This window comes from Koromonas soli (genome assembly GCF_059726265.1).
In genome coordinates this window covers 3,936,577-3,955,772 of the sequence record NZ_AP040872.1, presented here as the reverse complement: position 1 = coordinate 3,955,772, position 19,196 = coordinate 3,936,577, and the positions used below count along the sequence as shown (strand labels likewise).

Annotated in this window: 16 protein-coding genes; 6 read left to right on the top strand and 10 right to left on the bottom strand. The window is 58.0% G+C overall.

Annotation, left to right across the window (positions count from 1 at the left end; all coding sequences use genetic code 11):
- Positions 1-11: 11 nt before the first annotated feature.
- Both AC6IY8_RS17235 and AC6IY8_RS17230 read right to left on the bottom strand, forming a co-directional pair.
- Positions 12-1,247, bottom strand: coding sequence for an ABC transporter permease (locus AC6IY8_RS17235; protein WP_497775909.1), 1,236 nt, complete (start codon positions 1,245-1,247; stop codon positions 12-14).
- 93 nt (positions 1,248-1,340) lie between these two features.
- Complete coding sequence (locus tag AC6IY8_RS17230) at positions 1,341-2,876, bottom strand: DUF6798 domain-containing protein (RefSeq protein ID WP_497775908.1); 1,536 nt, start codon at positions 2,874-2,876, stop codon at positions 1,341-1,343.
- Positions 2,877-3,081: 205 nt separating this feature from the next.
- Between AC6IY8_RS17230 and AC6IY8_RS17225 the strand changes: the two genes are divergently transcribed.
- From AC6IY8_RS17225 to AC6IY8_RS17215, 3 genes are all read left to right on the top strand, one after another.
- Complete coding sequence (locus AC6IY8_RS17225; RefSeq protein ID WP_497775907.1) at positions 3,082-5,793, top strand: tetratricopeptide repeat protein; 2,712 nt, start codon at positions 3,082-3,084, stop codon at positions 5,791-5,793.
- 184 nt (positions 5,794-5,977) lie between these two features.
- Positions 5,978-6,343, top strand: a complete 366-nt coding sequence (locus AC6IY8_RS17220; protein WP_497775906.1) for a hypothetical protein — start codon at positions 5,978-5,980, stop codon at positions 6,341-6,343.
- A 141-nt stretch (positions 6,344-6,484) separates the two neighbouring features.
- Positions 6,485-7,372, top strand: a complete 888-nt coding sequence (locus tag AC6IY8_RS17215) for an LOG family protein (protein WP_497775904.1) — start codon at positions 6,485-6,487, stop codon at positions 7,370-7,372.
- 72 nt (positions 7,373-7,444) lie between these two features.
- Here AC6IY8_RS17215 and AC6IY8_RS17210 read toward each other — a convergent pair whose 3' ends face one another.
- The gene (locus tag AC6IY8_RS17210; protein ID WP_497775903.1) at positions 7,445-7,984 is read right to left on the bottom strand and encodes a hypothetical protein; all 540 of its coding nucleotides are present in this window, start codon (positions 7,982-7,984) and stop codon (positions 7,445-7,447) included.
- Positions 7,985-8,063: 79 nt separating this feature from the next.
- Between AC6IY8_RS17210 and AC6IY8_RS17205 the strand changes: the two genes are divergently transcribed.
- From AC6IY8_RS17205 to AC6IY8_RS17195, 3 genes are all read left to right on the top strand, one after another.
- Positions 8,064-9,545, top strand: coding sequence for a hypothetical protein (locus tag AC6IY8_RS17205; RefSeq protein WP_497775901.1), 1,482 nt, complete (start codon positions 8,064-8,066; stop codon positions 9,543-9,545).
- Positions 9,546-9,787: 242 nt separating this feature from the next.
- Complete coding sequence (locus AC6IY8_RS17200) at positions 9,788-10,921, top strand: YsnF/AvaK domain-containing protein (protein ID WP_497775900.1); 1,134 nt, start codon at positions 9,788-9,790, stop codon at positions 10,919-10,921.
- Between the two features lie 246 nt (positions 10,922-11,167).
- Positions 11,168-11,557 (top strand): hypothetical protein, encoded by a 390-nt coding sequence (locus tag AC6IY8_RS17195; RefSeq protein ID WP_497775899.1) that lies wholly within the window; start codon positions 11,168-11,170, stop codon positions 11,555-11,557.
- A 101-nt stretch (positions 11,558-11,658) separates the two neighbouring features.
- Here AC6IY8_RS17195 and AC6IY8_RS17190 read toward each other — a convergent pair whose 3' ends face one another.
- From AC6IY8_RS17190 to AC6IY8_RS17160, 7 genes are all read right to left on the bottom strand, one after another.
- Entirely contained in the window at positions 11,659-13,152 is a 1,494-nt protein-coding gene (locus AC6IY8_RS17190) for a DUF4097 family beta strand repeat-containing protein (RefSeq protein ID WP_497775897.1), read from the bottom strand.
- Complete coding sequence (locus AC6IY8_RS17185) at positions 13,145-13,516, bottom strand: LiaI-LiaF-like domain-containing protein (protein WP_497775896.1); 372 nt, start codon at positions 13,514-13,516, stop codon at positions 13,145-13,147. Before AC6IY8_RS17185 ends, AC6IY8_RS17190 begins: the two co-directional genes overlap by 8 nt.
- 10 nt (positions 13,517-13,526) lie before the next feature.
- Complete coding sequence (locus tag AC6IY8_RS17180) at positions 13,527-14,438, bottom strand: LiaI-LiaF-like domain-containing protein (RefSeq protein WP_497775894.1); 912 nt, start codon at positions 14,436-14,438, stop codon at positions 13,527-13,529.
- Positions 14,435-15,181, bottom strand: coding sequence for an anti-sigma factor family protein (locus AC6IY8_RS17175; protein ID WP_497775892.1), 747 nt, complete (start codon positions 15,179-15,181; stop codon positions 14,435-14,437). Before AC6IY8_RS17175 ends, AC6IY8_RS17180 begins: the two co-directional genes overlap by 4 nt.
- Before the next feature lie 53 nt (positions 15,182-15,234).
- Positions 15,235-15,906, bottom strand: coding sequence for an RNA polymerase sigma factor (locus tag AC6IY8_RS17170; RefSeq protein WP_497775891.1), 672 nt, complete (start codon positions 15,904-15,906; stop codon positions 15,235-15,237).
- Positions 15,907-16,108: 202 nt separating this feature from the next.
- Complete coding sequence (locus tag AC6IY8_RS17165; protein ID WP_497775890.1) at positions 16,109-17,566, bottom strand: M16 family metallopeptidase; 1,458 nt, start codon at positions 17,564-17,566, stop codon at positions 16,109-16,111.
- Positions 17,566-19,095: a M16 family metallopeptidase gene (locus AC6IY8_RS17160; protein ID WP_497775889.1), complete on the bottom strand. Its 1,530-nt coding sequence runs from the start codon at positions 19,093-19,095 to the stop codon at positions 17,566-17,568. Before AC6IY8_RS17160 ends, AC6IY8_RS17165 begins: the two co-directional genes overlap by 1 nt.
- Positions 19,096-19,196 lie beyond the last annotated feature (101 nt).

Here is a 19,196-nt window from a genome sequence, read left to right as displayed (position 1 = left end):
CTTCTTCTCCTTTAGGAATCGGCTCGCAGAGCTTCGATGGGATTGAGCCGGGCGGCTTTGCGCGCGGGATAGACGCCAAAGAACAGTCCGACGGCGGTGGAAACTCCAATGGCGACAATGACGGCCGTGAGCGGGACGGACATGGGTAGCGGAGTCGTTTTGTCGAGGACGACGGCCAGAACCCAGGCCACCAGGATTCCGATGACGCCGCCCATGGCGCTCATGACCGAGGCCTCGACGAGGAACTGGCTCAGGATGTCAGAGGTGCGGGCACCGAGGGATTTGCGAATGCCGATCTCGCGTGTGCGTTCGGTGACGCTGGCCAGCATGACATTCATAATGACGACGCCGCCGATGACGAGGAAGATGGAGACGAAGCCAACCATGGCTCCTGCCAGTGTGCCGGTCAGATTTTTCCAGAGGTCCATGAGGTTGTCGGCGCCGAAGAGGCCAAAGTTATCTTCTTCGTTGGGAGCGACGTGCCGGCGGGCACGCATCATGGCGCGAGCCTCGTCCTTGGTCAGCTCCAGGAACTCGGGGGCGCGCGCCTGGATGTTGATATTGAGGCGGTCGGTGTGGGTACCGTTGAGTTTGAACCAGGTCTGGACGGGGATGTACACGAAATTGTCTTGCGGCTGGCCCATGACGTTGCCAATGGGCTTGGCAATGCCGACGATCTCGAAATCGTATCCGCGAATTGTGATCTTCTTGCCGATGGGATCGACGCTGGGGAAGAGCTTCTTGATCACGTCGGCTCCGACCATGGCAGCGAAGCTGCGATGGTCATTGTCGTTGTCGCTGATGTAGCGCCCCCGCGCGACCTCTTCGGTATCCATCTGCCCGATATTGGCCGTAACGCCGCGAACGCTGACGTCTTCGACGGTTTCGGCTTCGTGGCGTGCCTTATCGACAAAACGGCACTCGAGCCCGACGGCTTTGGGAAGCTTGAGGCCGTCGCGCAAGGCAACGTAGTCGTCATAGGTGAGCTGCTTGTTGCGGCGAGCGGCTTTTACGAACTCTTCCTGGCTGTTGATGATGCCATAGCGCGAGATGAGGAAGACGCCGTTGCCCATGTTGGCGACTCGGTCGGCGATGTATGCATTGGTGCCATTGATGAGGGCGACGACAAGAATGAGGGTGGAAACCGAGAGGATGACGCCGAGCAGCATTAGAAATGAGCGCAGCTTATGCGACCGCATCGTCTCAAGCGCGATGAGGGTTGGTTCTTTTAGTCTGATACCGCGCATGATCCTCCCGAAAAGCTGAGCCCGTGCCAACTTATGATGAATACGAAACAGGAGGCAAGAAGGTTCCCACTCTCCCGTGCTGAGGCGAAAGTTTCACCTTATCTTACAAACGATGACGGTCGCGTTGCGATAGGGGCAGTCCGGCAGCTCGCTTCCCTGCTGAAGCTTGGGCACGTCAGAAACGGGCAGCACAGTCCAGTCAACGCCAAACTGCTGGTGAAGGCGATGGAAATCGGACGCGGTGAACTCGTTCCAGCGATCAAGCGCGTGTACCTCGCGAGACCAGCGAGGGGCGAGTTCCGGAAAGAGCAGCACGACGCCGGGGTCCTTGTCCCAATCGGCCAGTTGGCTGCGCTCGGCCAGGGCACGGAAGCCGTGGTAATCCTCGCCGCGGGAGTTCATGTAATGGGGATCGAGCACGAAATAGGCATCGATGGACGTGTTCTGCCTGATCCAGCGGAAAGCGTCAACCCAGTCGTTGGCTGCGGAGCGGCCCGGGAACTCGATATGCGGAGAAGATGGGAAAAACCGGAACTGCGCATAGCTCATTCCGGCGGCGATGGGCAGCAGAAGCAGAGCCCAGCGCCAGAGCTTACGGCGTAGTAGGAACTCAGCCAGCAAGGCGCCAGCAAGCATCACCATAACAATGTAGGTGAGGTGCAGGATGCGCAGGGGCTGGAATGGCGTGAGACGCTCAAATTGCGGCGGAATGGTGATGACGCATCCGATGAGAACTCCGAGAGCGGTATAGACGGAGGTGCGGTAGCCGACTGTCGAAGCCGCGGTCAACCCACGCCTGCGTGAGAACCGTGCCATGGCCCATAGAATAAAGATCGGGGCGAAGGCTCCCATCCACTCATACCAATGCCATTGCAAAAGATAATGTTGCGCCCGAGTGCGTGAAGCCTCCTGCCACTGCGGGCTGCCCTTGCTGAGTATGGAGGCCAGTAGCACAGGCGTGAAACTGGCGAGCATGGCGACATGTCTGCATGCAGCCACCCGCCACGGAATGATTAGCAGCAGCAGGTAAAGCGCGCCGTAAAACGCCATCTGGATGTGAATCAGTGCCGCGCAAAGCATCAGCAGCACCGCCGCGAGATAGTCGGCAAGACCGATCCTCGCACCCCAAGATTGAGGGCAGACGCGCGCAATAGCGAAAAGGATTAGCGCTGTAGCCAAAGTTCGCGGATGCAAGTGCTGGTCAACAAGGAAGATGCAGGTACCGGCTACGGGCAGGGTCAAGAGGGAGGCGACGAGCAAAACTGCGCCCAAGCGAGCTCGAACATGCGCGAACAGACGCGAGGCAAATGCCCAGAGGCCGACGAAAAATGCGAAAAGGGTGCCGAGGTAGTAACCGAAATCGGTCCACGCCACCGAGAGGTGCAGAGTGCGGGCAGTAAGGCCGACGAGTTCGTCGAAAAGCGTTGGACGCGCCTGGGGACGGAAGAAGTCGGCGTCATAAGGATAGAGCGCTGGGTTTACGTGCGCTTTGATGGCGGGCAGGTAAATAGCTTCATCTTCAATGCCATAGTGATAGCCGTGGGCGGCGACGGCGGCTGCGACGACCAGCAGCAATAGCGCGAGCAGGCGAAATCGCGAAATGGAGGTTTCCGCCGGACGAGCATCCATGACGAACAAGCCCTAACGCTAACGGCAAGGTCAGTGGCTGTCAATCCAATGGGACATGTCCCCCGAAAGCGCACCTGGGAGCTTTCGGATGGTTTCGGGCATAACGAGAGCTGTGTTACCGTAAGCCAAATACTAGGTCTCTCCCTGCGTACGCAGTTTGGCAGTAGCGGTCAGCAGCCGGATGCAGGCGCTTTGGAGTGCAATCATGTTCGGATTCGGGTTTAACAAAGAGAAGTCGCGAGCGAACGCTGAGCGTTACCTGCAGCAGAATAAGCTGCAGCATGCCATCTCCGAATACGAAAAGATCCTGCAGGTCGAACCGAAAGATCTCGCCATCCTGAATACGGTCGGCGACATTTACTCGCGCCTTGGGCAGAACGAAAAGGCGATTGAACGCTTCCGCGTGGTGGGCGAGGCCTACATGGCCGAAGGCTTCACGCTGAAGGCGATCGCGATGTACAAGAAGATCACCAAGCTCGATCCCAACGGGCTGCAGGCGCTGGAGAAGCTGGCGGAACTCTATCGCAAGCAGGGACTGGTGAGCGATGCGCGCTCGACCCTGCTGGCAGCGGCCGACGCGTACACCCGCAAGGGACAGTCGAAGGAAACGCTGCGCCTGCTGAAGCAGTTGGTGCTCTTCGATCCGGAAAACATTCAGGTAATATCGCGCACGGCTGACCTGATGACCCAGAGCGGCCAGAAAAACGACGCCAAGGAGATGCTGTCGCAGACGGCAAACACGCTGGTGCTGCGTCGCGCTCTCGACCCGGCACAGAAGATTCTGGACCGACTGATTGCACTCGACCGCAGCAATATGCGGGCGCTGGAGTTGCGCGCGCAGGTGACGCTTGAGCTGGGAGATGCAGAGAAGGCCGTCGAACTGTACGAGGCTATCCCCGATCTCGACTCGCGAGCCGACGCGTTGCGCAATTTGCTGGCGGCTTACCTGAAGCTAGGCAAGCTCGATGAAGCCTACATGGCATGCCGCAAGCTGATGACGGTTCACCACGATCCGGATGGCGTGCTGAAGGTGGCCTCGCGGCTCTACAAAGAGAATGAAACGCTGCGGGCGCTGGAACTATATAACGATTTCTCATCCGAAGTGCTGGCGCACGACAAAGAAGAAGTGATGGCGCACCTGCACGGTTCAGTTTCGCGCGTGCGCAGCAATCCAGAGGCTCTGCAGACGCTTTACAACCTGTTCCAGCGCTCGGGCGAAGTCTCGATGCTGGCCGAGGTGCTGGAACTGCTCGCGCACACATGCGTGCAAAGCGAGCAGTTCGAACGCGCCCGCGACGCCTACAAAGAGCTGATCGAGCTGGAACCGGAAAACGCCTCGCACATCCAGGGCTACAAGCAGGTGTGCGCGCGAATGAATTCGGAAGAGTCACCGCTGCCCAGCGCCCCGCCAAAGCCAGAGCCGCAAACCCTGGAAGAGTTCCGTACAAACCAAGAGCCCACCCTGCCCGAGCAGCACTATGCGCCTCAGATCGAAGAAGAAATTGCCGCCGCGCTGACCGAGGCCGAGCTGTGCGAGTCCTATAAATCCAAGGCACGCGGGATCAGCTTTCTTGAAGCCGTTCTGCTGAAAGCGCCTGACAACCTGAGGGTGAATCAAAGCCTGGCCAACCTGTACCACATGGAAGGCGAGGCGACGAAAGCTGCGGCATGCTACGCCACCATGCGTCGCGTGCTGGAAGAGCTCGGCAACGCAGAGGCTGCAGCGTACTACGGCAATCTGGCCGGAACGGCGCAGACCACGACATGGGAGGCAAGCAGCGGCGAGTTCACGGCGCGGGATTTCGATCTGGGCGCCCAGGACAATACAGCAGGGAGTACCGAGGAAATTGATCTCTCGGGCGAATGGGAATCGGTGTGGCAGGAGGGCGGCGAAGAGAGCTTTGCCGCGGCAACGCCTGAGCTGGACCTTACATATTCCGCACCAGCACCGACGACACCAGCGTCGTCAGAGAACGTAGCGGAGCTGCTGGAGGAAGCGCGATTCTGCCTCGACCAGGAGATATGGTCCGAAGCTGAATCGGCAATTCAGAAACTGGCGGCGATCTCGCCGAACCATTCTGAACTGCCCGCTTTCCGGGCGCGGTTGCCGCGCAATGCTCCTGCGGCGGAGCCAGTTGGCCCGAATATCCAGAGTCAGGGCTTCGATCCGGTTGAGGTAATCGAGGTGTCGGAGGATGCGTCTCTGTTCGGGGCTTCCGCTCCGGCCGAGACACCCACGCTGAGCTCGATGGCCGCCGAGCTGGATTTTGAATTGGGAGACGAATTTACTCCGGCTCCGCAGCCCCGGCGGGAGACTCCAGCGCCAGCTCCACGCGCGGTACAGCCAGCCCCGGTGATGAGCGCTCCAGTGGCGAGCGCTCCGGTGGCGCCGCCTGCGCCAGCTCCGGTGATGCCGAACCCGTTGCAGGAGCTTGTGCCCGAATTGGCGACAGAGGCAGCTCCGGCAGCTCCGAGTGTTTTTGGCAGTTTATTGCAGGATTTCGAGCAGGATCTGGCTGCTCCGGAACAGGAAGACGCAGATCCGGAAACGCACTTCAATCTTGGTATCGCATTCCGTGAAATGGGCCTTCTGGACGAGGCAATCGGCGAGTTGCAGAAGGTTTGCCGGTCCACGGGAAAGCTGAGCCAAAGCCGGATGCAGGAAGCCTATATCTGGCTCGCAACATGCTTTGTCGAAAAGGCGGTGCCGGAAGCTTCGTTCAAGTGGTTCCTACGCGCCTTGGAAGTTGCCTCGGATGAAGAGTCGCGCACGGCGGTGAATTATGAGCTGGGAAGCGCCTATGAAGCGGCGGGCCGCAAGAACGAAGCGCTCGATCGATTTATGGAAGTCTATGGGACGAACATAGATTACCGGGACGTGGCCAGCCGTATTCGCGATTTGCGGGCGTCGATGTAGGCGAAATCTGCAGAAGCAGAACACTCACCTCTGCCAAAATTTGCCAGAGGGTGGGGCACCAGAACAAGTGCATGGTCGAATCTGGGCCGAAAACACCAGGGTGCGATTCTGTATTTTGCGTTCCTCAGCGTAGAATCAAAATCGTGTGCTTGCGAGACGCCGCATTGTAGACTCTCGAACAGGTATGCCAATCGCCGGAAAACAGGATCGCATCGAAAAGACGATGGAAGCAGGACCGCTGAAGCAGACGTCACAACCGCAGACGCCGGAACAGCAATCCGGTCAGCGGGTACCGAATTCCAACCATCCTCCGGTATGGGCGCAACGGCTGTTGCTGCTGGTGGAAGTTGCCATCGCCGTCTGGGCAGGCATCCTGGTTATGCTGCTTCCGTGGACCAGATTGTGGACTGAGAATCCGCTGCTTACCGCATGGCCTGCCGCGAAAACTATTCTCAATCTCAGCTTTGTGCGAGGGATGATCTCAGGCATAGGGCTCGTCGATGTGTGGATGGGGATTTCAGATGCCACACACTTTCGCAATCTTCGCTAGGAACTGTTACGCCGAATCCAGCAAGCTCGCCGCGAAACTCTCCCGCAGTTATCCTCATCAAACGTTTGCTGAAGCAGACACCTGCATTCACGTCTGCTCGGGACAGAGAGGTATAGAAGCAGGTTGCATTCATAGCTCAATATGGCCACTCAAACAAAGAACGAGAACCATCGCGCACCACTTGCCTACGAAAACGAGACTTTCCTCAGGGGACCCGACGGACGCCCGCTACGCATATTGGCCGAATACACCGAGCCACTGGCTCGATTCCGCCGCGAAAAGATTCAGGACACAGTCGTGTTCTTCGGCTCAGCCCGATTCCGCAGCCTGAGCAGCGCAGAAGAGGCTGTTCAACTTCTTGCCCGCCCCGGCTCTGCCCAACCCGCGCCCGAGCATGAGCAGGAGGCACATCGCGCACAACGCGCCGTCGATATGGCGCACTACTACGAAGCCGCGCGCCGACTGGCCTATATGCTCACCGAATGGACGCTGACTCTGCCGGGCAAGCGGCGCCGTTTTGTCGTCACGACCGGTGGCGGCCCTGGAATCATGGAGGCGGCCAATCGCGGCGCGCACGAAGCTGGCGGAAAGACCATCGGGCTCAACATCGCGCTGCCGTTCGAGCAGGTTCCGAACCCATACATCACGCCGGAACTCAATTTCGAATTCCACTATTTCTTCATGCGCAAGCTCTGGTTCGCCTATCTCGCTAAAGGGTTGGTAGTTTTCCCGGGCGGGTTTGGCACGCTCGACGAGCTGTTTGAGATTCTGACCCTGGCGCAGACCGAGAAGCTGGCGAAGAAGATGACGGTGCTTCTCTATGGCGAGGAGTACTGGCGTCGTGTGCTCAATCTTGAGGCACTGGCCGACGCAGGAACCATTGCGCCCGACGATGTGAACCTGTTCACGTTTGTGAACTCGCCGGAAGAAGCCTTCGAGAAACTGAAGGAGAGTCTTGTACGCGATCATCTCCAGTTCCCGCCCAAGGCGAAACGGTATCAACCGGAGATCGCCAGCACGCGGAGCTAAAGATCTTTACAGAAAAACGAAACCGCCGCGCAGTTTAAGCACGGCGGTTCTCTTATTCTCGTTGGCAGTAAATCAGGAAACCCAGCAGCTTTTCACGGCGACGGCTCCGACACACCACATGAGGGCGTCTTCGAGCTTTTCACGCGAGAGGCCGCTTTCCTCCAGGAAGCTGGCAAACTCGGCATTATCACGCAAGCGCAAAGCCATGGTTCCCAACACGGCTGCGTACTCCTCGGGAACGCTGACTTTCACTGCTTTGAGAAGATCATCGAAGACGGCAATAGTCTCAAACAAGACGCCATCGCTGTCTTCGCTTTCGGCATTGGCGAAGTAAAGTGCCTCACTGATGTCGCAAAGCAGTTCAAGCTCCGATGGCAGCGGGCGCACATCACGGAATCCGTTATCGCTGCTCGCGAGTGCCTTCTGGGCATGCTCTGGAGTACGGAAGAACAGGATGCGATCGCCAGAAGTGATTGGCGTCTCATTCCCGTTTTCCACTCCGATCAGGGTGTAGAACTGCGGTCCCTCATTACCGGGGTCAAGACGAAACCCGATCAGGTACAATTCCCGGCTTACCGGTTTCGGCGGAAATGAAACGAACTGATTGTTCATAGATGCATTCTATGACGAAACTTTCGACGGGCGCTTGCGTTTACGCCTTTGTAGAGACTTACCTCTGACGGTGGTGATCATGCGCAAAATCACTTTCACGCTCTTCTGCCTGGGCGCTCTCAGTTTACTGACGGCTTGCGGCGGGTCGTTTAACGGTGGTCTCAACATCACTCCGGTTCCCACGCCACCCTCATCGGGCAACAACGCCGGTTACAGCACGGCAAGCCTGAATGGCACCTACGTTTTCGCAGCAAACGGCAGCAATGGAAACTTCTTCTCTGCCGTAGCCGGAACATTTACAGCGGACGGAAAAGGCAACATAGCCTCCGGAACCCGCGACAGGACCAACGACGGCGGCGGCCAGGCACTGAATGAAAAAATCACCGGCACCTACACTGTGAACCAGGACGGGCGTGGACAGATGACGCTCAATGGAAGCACGGGACGGGCGATTTACCGATTTGTAATGCAAGCCAACGGCGAAGCCAAGTTGTTTGAAATCTCCAACAGCTCCGATGCGACGGGCAGGATTCTTCCTGTGCCGAGTTCCACGCCTACCGCGCCACAAATTGCAGTGACCTACGTTGTGAGACTGGACGGCGAGGATCAGGCCAATAACGTTTACGGAGCAGTGGGAGCGCTGACGTTCAATCCGGTCAACAACTCGGTGTCGGGCACTATCGACGAGAACGATAACGGGACGTTCCGCTCGCAGTTGACCGTCTCGGGGAGTTTCAACTTCGGCACGCCGCGAGGGACAGCAAACTATACCTCGAACGGCACGACGCACAACTTCATCGTGTACCCCATCGCGCAAAACCGGATCGAGTTGCTTAGCACGGATCGCAACTTCTTCCTGCATGGCTATGGCTATGCGCAAGCATCCCCGGCCTCGAGCGTTGCAACGCTCAAGGGAGATGAGGTCTTTGCGATTTCCGGATTCGACAGCAACGGCTCCATTGTTGAGACGGGCCGGCTGACCCTCGATGGAACAGGTGCAATCATCAATGCGATCGAGGACTACAACGATGCAGGCTCATTCTTCGACTCGGTCGCTTTCAGCGGAAACTATGCCGTTGGATTGAACGGTCGGTGGACAGCCACGCTGAAGTTTTCAAACTCATCAATGAACATCGTGGGCTGGCAGGCTACTCCGCAAACGTCGTTGATCATGGTTACGGGTTCCTCGGCGGGGAATTTTGGCATTGTCGAAACCGGAACCATGCGAGCGCAGACAACAGGTTTAACGCTGGCCAACATTTCCGGCAACTACGCTGAAAATCTCTTCGGTGTACTGGCAGGTGCCGGAAATGTAGAGTCGCAGGGCAACTTCGATGCGGACGGTGCGGGCACACTCATTGGCACGATCGACTCGCAAACTCCCAACAGCATCAACACGGACGTTCCGCAATCAGGCAACTACTCTTTGGCCAACAATGGTCGCGGTTCCGGAACCATCGGCGCAGTTCCGATCCACCTGTACGCAGTGGACGCGAATACGATCTACCTGATCGCGACCGACCCCGCCCGCCAGTATCAAGGCATGATGAACAAGCAGTAGCTTACTGCGCGCTACGTGATCGATCCCCGGTCTGCACAGGCCGGGGATTTCTCTTTTGAGGCCAACGCGGTGCGCGAGTTCGCCAGATTGCGAAAAACTCATGCACCACTCAATTCGATTGGTACAGGCCGCATCGAAACCGACTGCACGAAGAAACTACAGCAAACAGGTGCGCTCGACTTCGTTGGCTCGCTTTGTAGGCGCGAGCCCGCACCATAGTCGTGAGTAAAAAGGAGCAGTGGATGTCCACGAATAGATACTCTTCAGGTGAGGATGCCTTCCGCAATTCAGAACGAGTTACAGCATTCTTCTCCAATCAGAACGATGCTTACCGAGCCCTTACGGAACTCAAGCAACAAGGCTTCAGCAGTGATCAAATCGGACTAGCGGCGCTCGACAGCGAGTCAGGCGCTGTTGACAGCGATTATGGTACCGATAGATTGCGGGCCGATGAGATTTCAGGCCAAACGCCGAGAATCGATACGAATGTAAGCGATGCCGTGAACAACAGCTCTCTTCGCATGCGCCCCGACGAGGGAGTGGGCCGGAGCGACACGGACATCAGCCAACCGAATAATGCCTCTCTACGCATGCGTCCGGACGAGGGTGAAGGTCGCGGCACGGAGTTCGGTGAGGGACAGCATCACTCCTTCTGGCAGGGCGTTAAAAATTTCTTCTCTGGCGATGTTCATGACGCAACGGATTTCCGTACCTCGACGGCGAACATGAACTGGTCGGACGAACGCTCAACGTACTACTCCCATGGGCTTAGGTCGGGAGGAGCCATCGTTACGGTGGTGGGGAGCAATCTGCAAACGGCCCGCGAAATCTTGGAACGTTGCGGCGGCGATCTGCGCGAGAGCGGATTTGAAACCTTCGCTGATACCCAACGGACGACTGGCAGGTTCCGTACTCCAGAGGGCGAGGCAGGAACGCGCTTTGGCACCAACACCAGCGATTACACCGGGGTTGAAGACCAACGGATCCAGCTCAGAGGCGAGTTGCTGCGAGCACATCGAGAACGCGTGGAGCGCGGTGACGTGCGTCTGCGCAAGGAAGTGATAACGGAGAACCAGACGATTGAAGTCCCGGTGACTCGCGAAGAACTGGTGATCGAGCGAGTGCAGCCCACCGACAGGACCGCATCCGGCGAGATCGGCGACAACCAGGAGATCCGCGTGCCTCTCTCGGAAGAGCGTGCGGTGGCCGACAAGCAGCAGGTAGTTAACGAAGAAGTCCGGGTCGGCAAGCGGCAGGTCACCAGCACGGAAAAGGTTTCGGGCGATGTGCGGCGCGAGGAACTGCGTGTGGAGGGTGACAAGGATCTGGTCGAGAACCAGGACATAAAGACCCCTCGCAAGAAGCCCGCGGCATAGGCGCCGGGCTAGTACCCTGAGCGGTTTCTATGGTATTGGCCCGAAAACCCCGATCCGAATGCCGGGTCGGGGTTTTCTCTGATTGCCAATCTCCGGCTTTTTTCGCACTCTTTCCCGAAGCCACAAAGGCTGGCCCGAAAAAGGTTGGCGTTCCCTGATGATGATCGCTTTCGCTTTCTCACGGTCAGAGGTACTATCAAGTTTCATCTGTACTGAATTTGCTGGCATCAACGGGGATGGGTTGGGATGAAAATTGGTGATTGGCTAAAGTCAGAAGTTGAATACGGCCGCGATCTTGCGGGCTCAGGCTGGAGCGGCGCACGCGCTGCTTATGAACTGGTGCTGGAAGGCCAGCGCGTGGGCGAGGTCCTCGGACGCTCCGTTCGGGCATCCTGGGCGCCGACCCTGGTGGGCGCGGGCGTAGGCGCGCTCTGCGGAGTCCTGGTACAGCGTCGCAAGCCAAAGCCAGCCGCAGTTGTGGCACTTGGAGTGGTGGGCGCGGTTGTGGGTTTCACCGCCGGGGTAGCGTGGGACACTCGCGAACTGTCCTCAGGGATCGCTCGCGGTGCGATGCGCAACATTGGGAACACGCGCGACTCTCACTGGCTTGGGAAGCACCCCATCAACTTCGGTTGATTCCCGTTGCGCAACGCAGGCCGCGTAGGCGCTTGATAATCTCGCATGCACGAAAAACCGGAGAGCACGAAGCTCTCCGGTTTTGTTTTGTCCGGGATCGGTCACATCACTTCGACATCGCCGACCTTGTTGCCCGTCTTCGGCGGCTTTGGAGGCTTCGGCGGTTTCACGGGATTGTCGGGAGTATCCGGCAAGGAACCATCAGCCTTGCTGATCTCAATGTCTCCGGTATCGGCCGTGACATTAATCTTCACTCCACCCTTGCCCACCACACCCGATGCGCTTGAAACGCTGCTTTGCCCTGTCGTGCGCTTCTCGTCGAACTCGTTGCTGATCTCGCCGTGATGCGTCACGACCTGGTACTGGAAATTCGCCTTCGGATGAAGCCGGATGTGCACATCACCATGATGTGTAGTGAGGTCGAGATTTCCAAGCGTGGCAGCCGAGCTGCTCTCAAGGTTGATGTCGCCTCGATCGTCCGTGATGCGAACGTCGCCCTTCAGATTGCGGAGGTTCACATCCTTGGCCTTGGTCGAGAGCGAGACAGGGCCAAGCAGTCCGTCGCCTTGCAGGTCGCCGGCATCCATCGTCAGATCACCATCGAGCTTGGCAAACTGCAAATCAGTACGCGAGGTGCGGATCGTCACGCCTTTCTGCAGCTTCGACAAGCGGGTGTCACCGAAGATGTCGGCCGTGACGAACACGTTGCCGGAGATAGTGTCCAGCGCAAGGTCATCGAGACGGCCATCAATCGTGACGTTTCCGGTGACGTTGCTGGCGTGGAGCGAGCCGTGACGGCTTACGACGTTTACATTGCCAGTCACCTGGTCGAGCGTTACATCGCCGCGCTCGGAGTTCACCTTGATTTCGCCCGTGCGCTGCGTTACCGAAACATCGCCGCGACGCTGCGTGATCTCCACATCGGCCTTCACAGGAACGAAGACTTCCATATCGGAGGCGACGCCTTTTGGTCCGGCGCCTTCGGTGTTGCCCTGCACGTCAACGATCCGCCCCTGCACTTGCAGTTTTGGCATGGTGGCGTTGTTGGTTGAGTCGCCTACGTGCTGGCTGCCGGCGAAGATGCGCTTGTGATAAATGACCTTCACCTGTGGCTGATCCCAGTTATTCACCGTGACGTTGCCGCGATCGAGAGCGATGCGAACGGCAGCGTTTGCAGGCAGTTCCTGCGTCAACTCGCCGTCGTAGGTGTACTCGCTGCCGAACAGGTGCAACAGGTCGTCATCGACATCGACATTGTCGCGGATGTTGCCCCAGTTGATATCGTGACGACCATGGAAGGCGGCTGTGAGACCACTGCCGACCATGGTGACGAGGATCAGCAGAAAGATGGTTCCGCCGCCCATTGATGGCACGGGGCGCTCCGCACGACGCGCGGCGAAAAACTCGGCAAGGCGAACCACTCCGATAAGGATCAGAAGAAGCGGCCAGAACCTTACGAAGTACTGAAACAACGGAATCGCATAACCAAAGTTGCGCAGCAGGAACAGCGCGCCAATCACAATCAGCAGCAGCGACCCTACGATGGAACGACGGCGTGGCGGCGGAGGTACATACATCGGCGCCTGACTAGCCATTGTGAACCTCCTTTTCATCGCCGCTGCCCAGGCTTCCCGCGATGGGGCCAGGCTGCGGAGTTACCACCGGGTTTACCGGAGCCGAGTTCGGCGTTGCCGGGTAGTACGGCGAACCGTACTGTGCCGTATAGGGCGGCGCATACTGGCCGGGATTCACATGCCCACTCTCGGGCACAATGTAACGCACTGCCTTGATGGCTCCGACAACAATCAGTAGAACCGGCCACGTCCGGTTGAACGGGAAGTTGGCCATATTCGCCAACAAGAACAGAATGCCGATGGTGACCAGTACTGCGGGTCCAATCAAGCCGTGCGTACTGCAACGGCCACATTTGCATGCAGGATTCGGTCGATAGTAGCTCATAGAAGCCCCCTCACCTCGGCTCACGCTGGCGCCGGACAAACAGCCACACGCCAAGCACGATCAGAATGAGCGGCCAGAGATGTATGACCCAATCGAAGCTGAACCATCCCAGATTTGCCAACAGCAACACGAACCCAAGCCCGATCAGAATGATGGCCCCGACCGGATTGCGCTCACGCTCCCTGGGCGGCACATAACCCGGAGCCGCGCTGTAGTACGCCCCTGGCGCCTGGTTTGAGCCCGGAATATACTCGCCGGTCGTCGTGGCGCCTGGAGTGGCCTCCGTGCCCGGCTCCGTCGAGGCCTGGGCAGTCGTGCCACCGGGAGTCGCTGCGCCTGCATTGCGCCATTGATTCTCAAACGCACGCGCCGCGTGCTCCATGCGGGTGCCCATCTGCTCGCCCGCGTGCTCCATGCGCTCGCGGAAGGTGCCTTCGCGGCCCTCAAAGATCGCGTTCAGGCCGAGCGGATCCGGCAAGGGCTGCCCGTACCTGCGGGCCTTGGCCGTGGACCATGCGTCAAACACCATGTAGAAGAGCCAGGCCGTGATCAGAAGACCAGCGAAACCGCCCATGCCGTGATCCGACATCCAGATCAGCGTGGCGAACACAATTACATGTACGAATCCCTTTAGAAACTGGCCGTTATAGAACGCCCCGACACCGGGAATAAATCCCAGAAAAAGTGCCAGGCCGGGACTGGTGTCCTCGGGGGGACGAGACGGAGGAACGGTTCCGGCCGCAGGTCCATAAGCGCCCGAACCCGTTCTGAAACCCGCTCCCTGGGCATTGATGCGGGCCGCCAGACAGGACTCGCAGAAGATCGTTCCCTGCACATCGCGTTTGCATACGTCGCAGAGCGCCTTGCCACAGGTGCGACAGTAAGCTACCGCTGCCGCGTCGGGGTGTTGTGCGCAGTTCATATCTCTCTCCTCTGCTTCGCAAGTATGCCGGGGTGCGCCATCCACAACGGCTCACCTCCATTCAACGATGCCTCAATGACAACGTTCTGACCGAGACTGTATTCACGATGTTGACGCCGGTCGGGCTCGCTGTTCTGGTTCTGCTCCTGGGTCTGATTGCTGTTCTTGTCGCGACGGCGATCGCGCTGTTCACGCTCGCTCTCATCGGTAGCGTTGCGAAGATCTCTTACACGCGACTCAATCTCGTACACCAGGCGCATGTTCTCGTAATACTTCATCAGCTTGTTTTGACTGCTGTAAAACGTGTGGCTCAGGTTGTGAGGCGTCAGGTCCTTGATGCGGATCTGGGCCATGTTCAACACCAGGGTGATGGAAAAGAAAGCCATGCCCATCGACATTCCAAAACGCGGCGTCAACACGGGCGCAAAGACAATTCGCGTTTGCGTCAGGAGACGCTGCCAGACCGAGCGCCGTGGCTCAGCCTTGGCCGCCTGCTCGGCAGCTCCGCTGGTGGCGGCCAGTATGTTGTGCACCAGGTTTCGCGGAGGCTCTACATCCTCGATCTCGCTCAGCCATGCCACTCCGCTCGAAACTTCGGCATACAACGTTCCGCACGCCGTGCACTCAGCCTTGTGACGCTCGAACAGCTGCCGCCTTTCGCTACTCAGCGTGCCGTCGATGGCTTCCGTCAACAGAGCGTCAAACTCTGTGCACTGCATCTCGGGTTTTGATTCGCCCAACATCTCAATTCACCCCTCGCCTTGTTCCCACTCTCCGGATCCATCACCCATCCGGGTTACAGGGCTTGCTTATAAGTACGTTGCAACAGCCTTGCCAGTTCCGCCCGTCCACGATTGATTCTGCTTTTTACCGTTCCTTCCGGCACTTTCAGCACCTGGGCGATTTCCCGGTAGTCCATGTCCTGCAGATCGCGCAGGATTACGGCCTCGCGCAGGTCTGGTGAGATCTGCTGCAGAGCCCGATGCACCATCTCGCGCCGTTCCCGGCCCTGAACGTGAGCGTCGGCACCGGGGGCATCCGAAGCCAACCGGTCGGCCAGCGTGGGCCCTTCCTCGTCCGCCGTTTGCAGAGCATCGATAGAGTCGGTAGCGCGATCGTTGCGGGTTTTGCGGAAATGATCGACCAGCAGGTTGCGGGCAATCGTGGTGACCCAGGTGTTAAAGGACGCCTTTTCCCCGTCAAAACTGCTCACGGTTCGAAAGATCTTAATGAAAACTTCCTGCGTCAGATCCTGGGCATCGTCGGAGGAGCCCGCAAAACGGTAGCAGATGTTGTAAACGCGACGGTGGAAGCGCTGGACAAGCTCTTCCCAGGCGACAGTGTCACCGGATGTACAGCGGCGTACAAGTTGGGCGACTACTTGTGCCTCTTCCACCCGAGCCTCCGCCTGTCGGCCTTGAGCAGCCGTGAACAGGGTCAGCACAGACGGGGATGCACTCGTCGCCATGCTGACTTAGTACGAATCTACAGCGCACAAAGTTCACTCGCGCTTGTAAGCCCTTGAATTCTATCAGCGCTGGAAGGTTCACACTCAAGCTCGGCCGGGCGAAAAAGCGCGAGTTCCATTCTGGTTACCTACCCCTCGATCAGAGCAAAAAAGAGGGCCCGGCCACTCGGGCCGAGCCCCTCATATGTCTCACGATTATCAGCTACTTAGACACGGTTCCCGCGACTGGTGGGATCGTGATGTCCAGTGTGGTCACCGGACCGAAAGAGGCGAGCGGTCGATCAAAGTCGCTGGCTTTGCCAACGACCAGAAGCGCCATTCGGTCTTTCCTGAGGTACTTCTGAGCGACCCGGGCCACATCCTCCGCCGTCACCTTCTCGACGCCAGCACGGTATCTTTCCAGAAAGTCCTGAGGATAGCCGTAGAACTCGTATGTCATTCGCTGGTTCAGGACGTACTGCTTCGAAGCAAAGCGGAAGATGAACGAGTTCAGCAGAGCCTTCTTGGCCTTCGCAAGTTCCTCCGGCGTGACCGGATTGGCCTTCAACCCGTCTAGTTCCGCATAGACCGCGTCGATTGCTGCGGCGGTCGAGCTACTCTTTGTCGCCACATAGAGGTTAACCATTCCAGGATGATCGAAGTCTGCGCGGACGCCACCACCCACGGCGTAAGCCAGTCCTTTTACTGAACGAATGTTGTTGAACAGGCGAGAGGAGAACCCGTCGCCAAAGAACTGGTTGAACACCTCGAGCGCGTAATAGTCGGGATTGTCGAGCGTAATGCCGTTATCCACAATCTGGACAAGGCTGGTAGTCACGTCATCTTTTCCGGCAAGGTACACGCCTGGCTTCGGTCCAGGGAAGGCGATTTGGGTTTTCGGTGCCGCTGCGCCCTTGGGCCAGGAATCGAAAGTCTTACGCAGTTTGGCCTCCATCTCCTTGGAATCGAAGTCGCCCACCAGACCAAGAATGATGTTGTTGGGGTGTACGTACTTCTTGTGCCAGTCGATGAGGTCCTGACGCGTGATGCGGGCAACGGTGGCGTACTCGGGCACAATCGCGTACGGGTTGCTGGAGCCATAAACCAATTTCGTGGCTTCGCGCGATGCAATCTCAAACGGAGCATCGTTGCGCCGCGCAATCGAAGTGGTCACGTGGTTCTTCGAGATGGGTATCTTCTCCTCGCGGAACTCCGGATTGCGCAACAACTCCGCATAAACGCCGAAGACCTCATCGAAGTTCTGCTTTAGGCAGTCCAAGCTGGCAAAGTTAGCATCGCGGTTGCCGGTGATCTCAATGGTGGCCGCGCGCATTGCGAGATAATCGTCCAGTTCGTCGCCAGTCGTTTCCTTGGTTCCGCCATTGCGCCAAACCTGGCTGTAGATCCAGGTGAGACCAGCTTTCTCCGCCGGCTCGTCGATCGAACCACCGCGGATTCTGGCTGTGCCATGCACAAAAGGCAGTTCGTGGTCTTCCTGGAGGAAGATCACCATGCCGTTCGCAAGCTGAATGCGCTTGGGAACCTGCGGCTTGAAGGCATGCAGCGGAGGCGCCTGAATCTTGGTGTAATCGGTGGCCTGCGCTTTTGCCGAGGGGGCGAACGCCAATAACGAAAACACAACGGCTATGTTAATGAGTGCGATTCTGTAAAGACGCTTCATTACTGCGCCTCCTTGGTGGCGGTAGCCGACTGCGCAAGCTTGGTGGACTCAATCATTCCGACGGTGCGGTTGGATTCGACAAAGGTCGCGTTCGCTACGCGGCGGATGTCCTCCTTGGTCACGAGGTCGATGCGGTCCACCTGCCGGAACAGTTCTCTCCAATCACCAAACAGCCTCTGCGCATCTCCCAACTGCATGGCCAATCCAAAATTGCTGTTCAACTGGCGCAGCAGGTCCGCCTTCGTGCGGGCCTTCACCATCTGCAGTTCTTCGTCGGTGATGTCTTCCTTCTTTAGCCGATCGATCTCGACATGCACGGCATCGCGAACTTCAGCCGCGGTGTGTCCCGGCGTGGGCTCGGCAAAAAAGGCAAAGAGGTTCGGATACTTACGTCCAGGGAATGCGTTGAAGCCCGAGGTATCACGCGCGATCTTCTTGTCGCGCACCAGCGAGCGGTACAGGCGCGAAGTTCTGCCATTCGAGAGCAGGTCTTGGAGAGCGTCGTACACGGCGTTGTCTTTGTCTTTCAAATCAGGCTTGTGATAGCCCTCAAGAAATAGCGGCTGCGACGCTTCATGCAGGATGACAATGCGTTCTGCCCTCTGCGGCGGCTCGGCCGTGCGCAATGGGTCCGGCTTGGGCCCGGCGGGAAGACGTCCGAAGTATTTCTCCACCATCGGCATAACTTCGCTGGCCTTCACGTCGCCAACGATCGTGAGCACCATGTTGGAGGGAACGTAATATGTGCGATAGAACCGCTCGGCGTCGGTCTCGGAAAATGATTCAAGATCTGAGGGCCATCCCACGACCGGACGCCCGTAGGGGTGTGCGATGAAGGCCGTACCCAGGAACTCTTCCATCAAGCGGCCCATGGGCTGGCTTTCACTCAGACGGCGCTCCTCGTGCACTACATCGCGCTCCTTGTAGAACTCGCGCATGACGGGATGCAGGAAACGCTCGGACTCAAGGTAGGCAAAAAGCTCGACCTGATTGGACGGCAATGAATAAAAATACCCGGTCTGCTCATGGCTGGTGAATGCGTTCAGACCGACGCCGCCATTCTCCTGCACGATCTTGCCAAATTGGTTTTCGACCGCATACTTTTGCGCCGATTGGATCGCAGCTTTCCAATCCTTCTCGAGTTGCGCAAGCTTCTTGTCGTCGCGGCCTACAGTCTTGCGGCGTTCTTTGTCGTATGCCTGGTAAGCCTGCTCGACCTTATCGAGCGCTAGTTTCTCCTCGGCATAATTACTGGTCCCGATCTTGTCTGTTCCTTTGAAGGCCATGTGTTCGAACATGTGCGCCAGTCCAGTGATGCCCGGAACCTCGCGGTCCGATCCCACATCGACGTTGGTGAAAAACGAAAAGACAGGAGCCTCGGGACGTTCGCAGATCAGCACGGTCAATCCGTTGTCCAAGGTCTTGACGGTGATGCGCTTCTCGAAAGAGTTGACATCCTGCGCTCGGGTAACTGGTAGGAAGAAGATCAGAAAGGCGAACAATGACGAATACTTCCGGAGTTTGATCATGCGACTCGCTCCCGCACTAATGCAGTTGAGTGAACGACGACAACGCTCGGGACTGATGAAAGATGAGCAGCACAGAATATACCCTCGTCATAAGCAGCGGA

Bases quoted from the DNA above. Each gene is read 5' to 3' on its own strand.
- AC6IY8_RS17235 (WP_497775909.1), bottom strand. From the start codon at position 1,247: ATGCGCGGTATCAGACTAAAAGAACCAACCCTCATCGCGCTTGAGACG.
- AC6IY8_RS17230 (WP_497775908.1), bottom strand. From the start codon at position 2,876: ATGGATGCTCGTCCGGCGGAAACCTCCATTTCGCGATTTCGCCTGCTC.
- AC6IY8_RS17225 (WP_497775907.1), top strand. From the start codon at position 3,082: ATGTTCGGATTCGGGTTTAACAAAGAGAAGTCGCGAGCGAACGCTGAG.
- AC6IY8_RS17220 (WP_497775906.1), top strand. From the start codon at position 5,978: ATGCCAATCGCCGGAAAACAGGATCGCATCGAAAAGACGATGGAAGCA.
- AC6IY8_RS17215 (WP_497775904.1), top strand. From the start codon at position 6,485: ATGGCCACTCAAACAAAGAACGAGAACCATCGCGCACCACTTGCCTAC.
- AC6IY8_RS17210 (WP_497775903.1), bottom strand. From the start codon at position 7,984: ATGAACAATCAGTTCGTTTCATTTCCGCCGAAACCGGTAAGCCGGGAA.
- AC6IY8_RS17205 (WP_497775901.1), top strand. From the start codon at position 8,064: ATGCGCAAAATCACTTTCACGCTCTTCTGCCTGGGCGCTCTCAGTTTA.
- AC6IY8_RS17200 (WP_497775900.1), top strand. From the start codon at position 9,788: ATGTCCACGAATAGATACTCTTCAGGTGAGGATGCCTTCCGCAATTCA.
- AC6IY8_RS17195 (WP_497775899.1), top strand. From the start codon at position 11,168: ATGAAAATTGGTGATTGGCTAAAGTCAGAAGTTGAATACGGCCGCGAT.
- AC6IY8_RS17190 (WP_497775897.1), bottom strand. From the start codon at position 13,152: ATGGCTAGTCAGGCGCCGATGTATGTACCTCCGCCGCCACGCCGTCGT.
- AC6IY8_RS17185 (WP_497775896.1), bottom strand. From the start codon at position 13,516: ATGAGCTACTATCGACCGAATCCTGCATGCAAATGTGGCCGTTGCAGT.
- AC6IY8_RS17180 (WP_497775894.1), bottom strand. From the start codon at position 14,438: ATGAACTGCGCACAACACCCCGACGCGGCAGCGGTAGCTTACTGTCGC.
- AC6IY8_RS17175 (WP_497775892.1), bottom strand. From the start codon at position 15,181: ATGTTGGGCGAATCAAAACCCGAGATGCAGTGCACAGAGTTTGACGCT.
- AC6IY8_RS17170 (WP_497775891.1), bottom strand. From the start codon at position 15,906: ATGGCGACGAGTGCATCCCCGTCTGTGCTGACCCTGTTCACGGCTGCT.
- AC6IY8_RS17165 (WP_497775890.1), bottom strand. From the start codon at position 17,566: ATGAAGCGTCTTTACAGAATCGCACTCATTAACATAGCCGTTGTGTTT.
- AC6IY8_RS17160 (WP_497775889.1), bottom strand. From the start codon at position 19,095: ATGATCAAACTCCGGAAGTATTCGTCATTGTTCGCCTTTCTGATCTTC.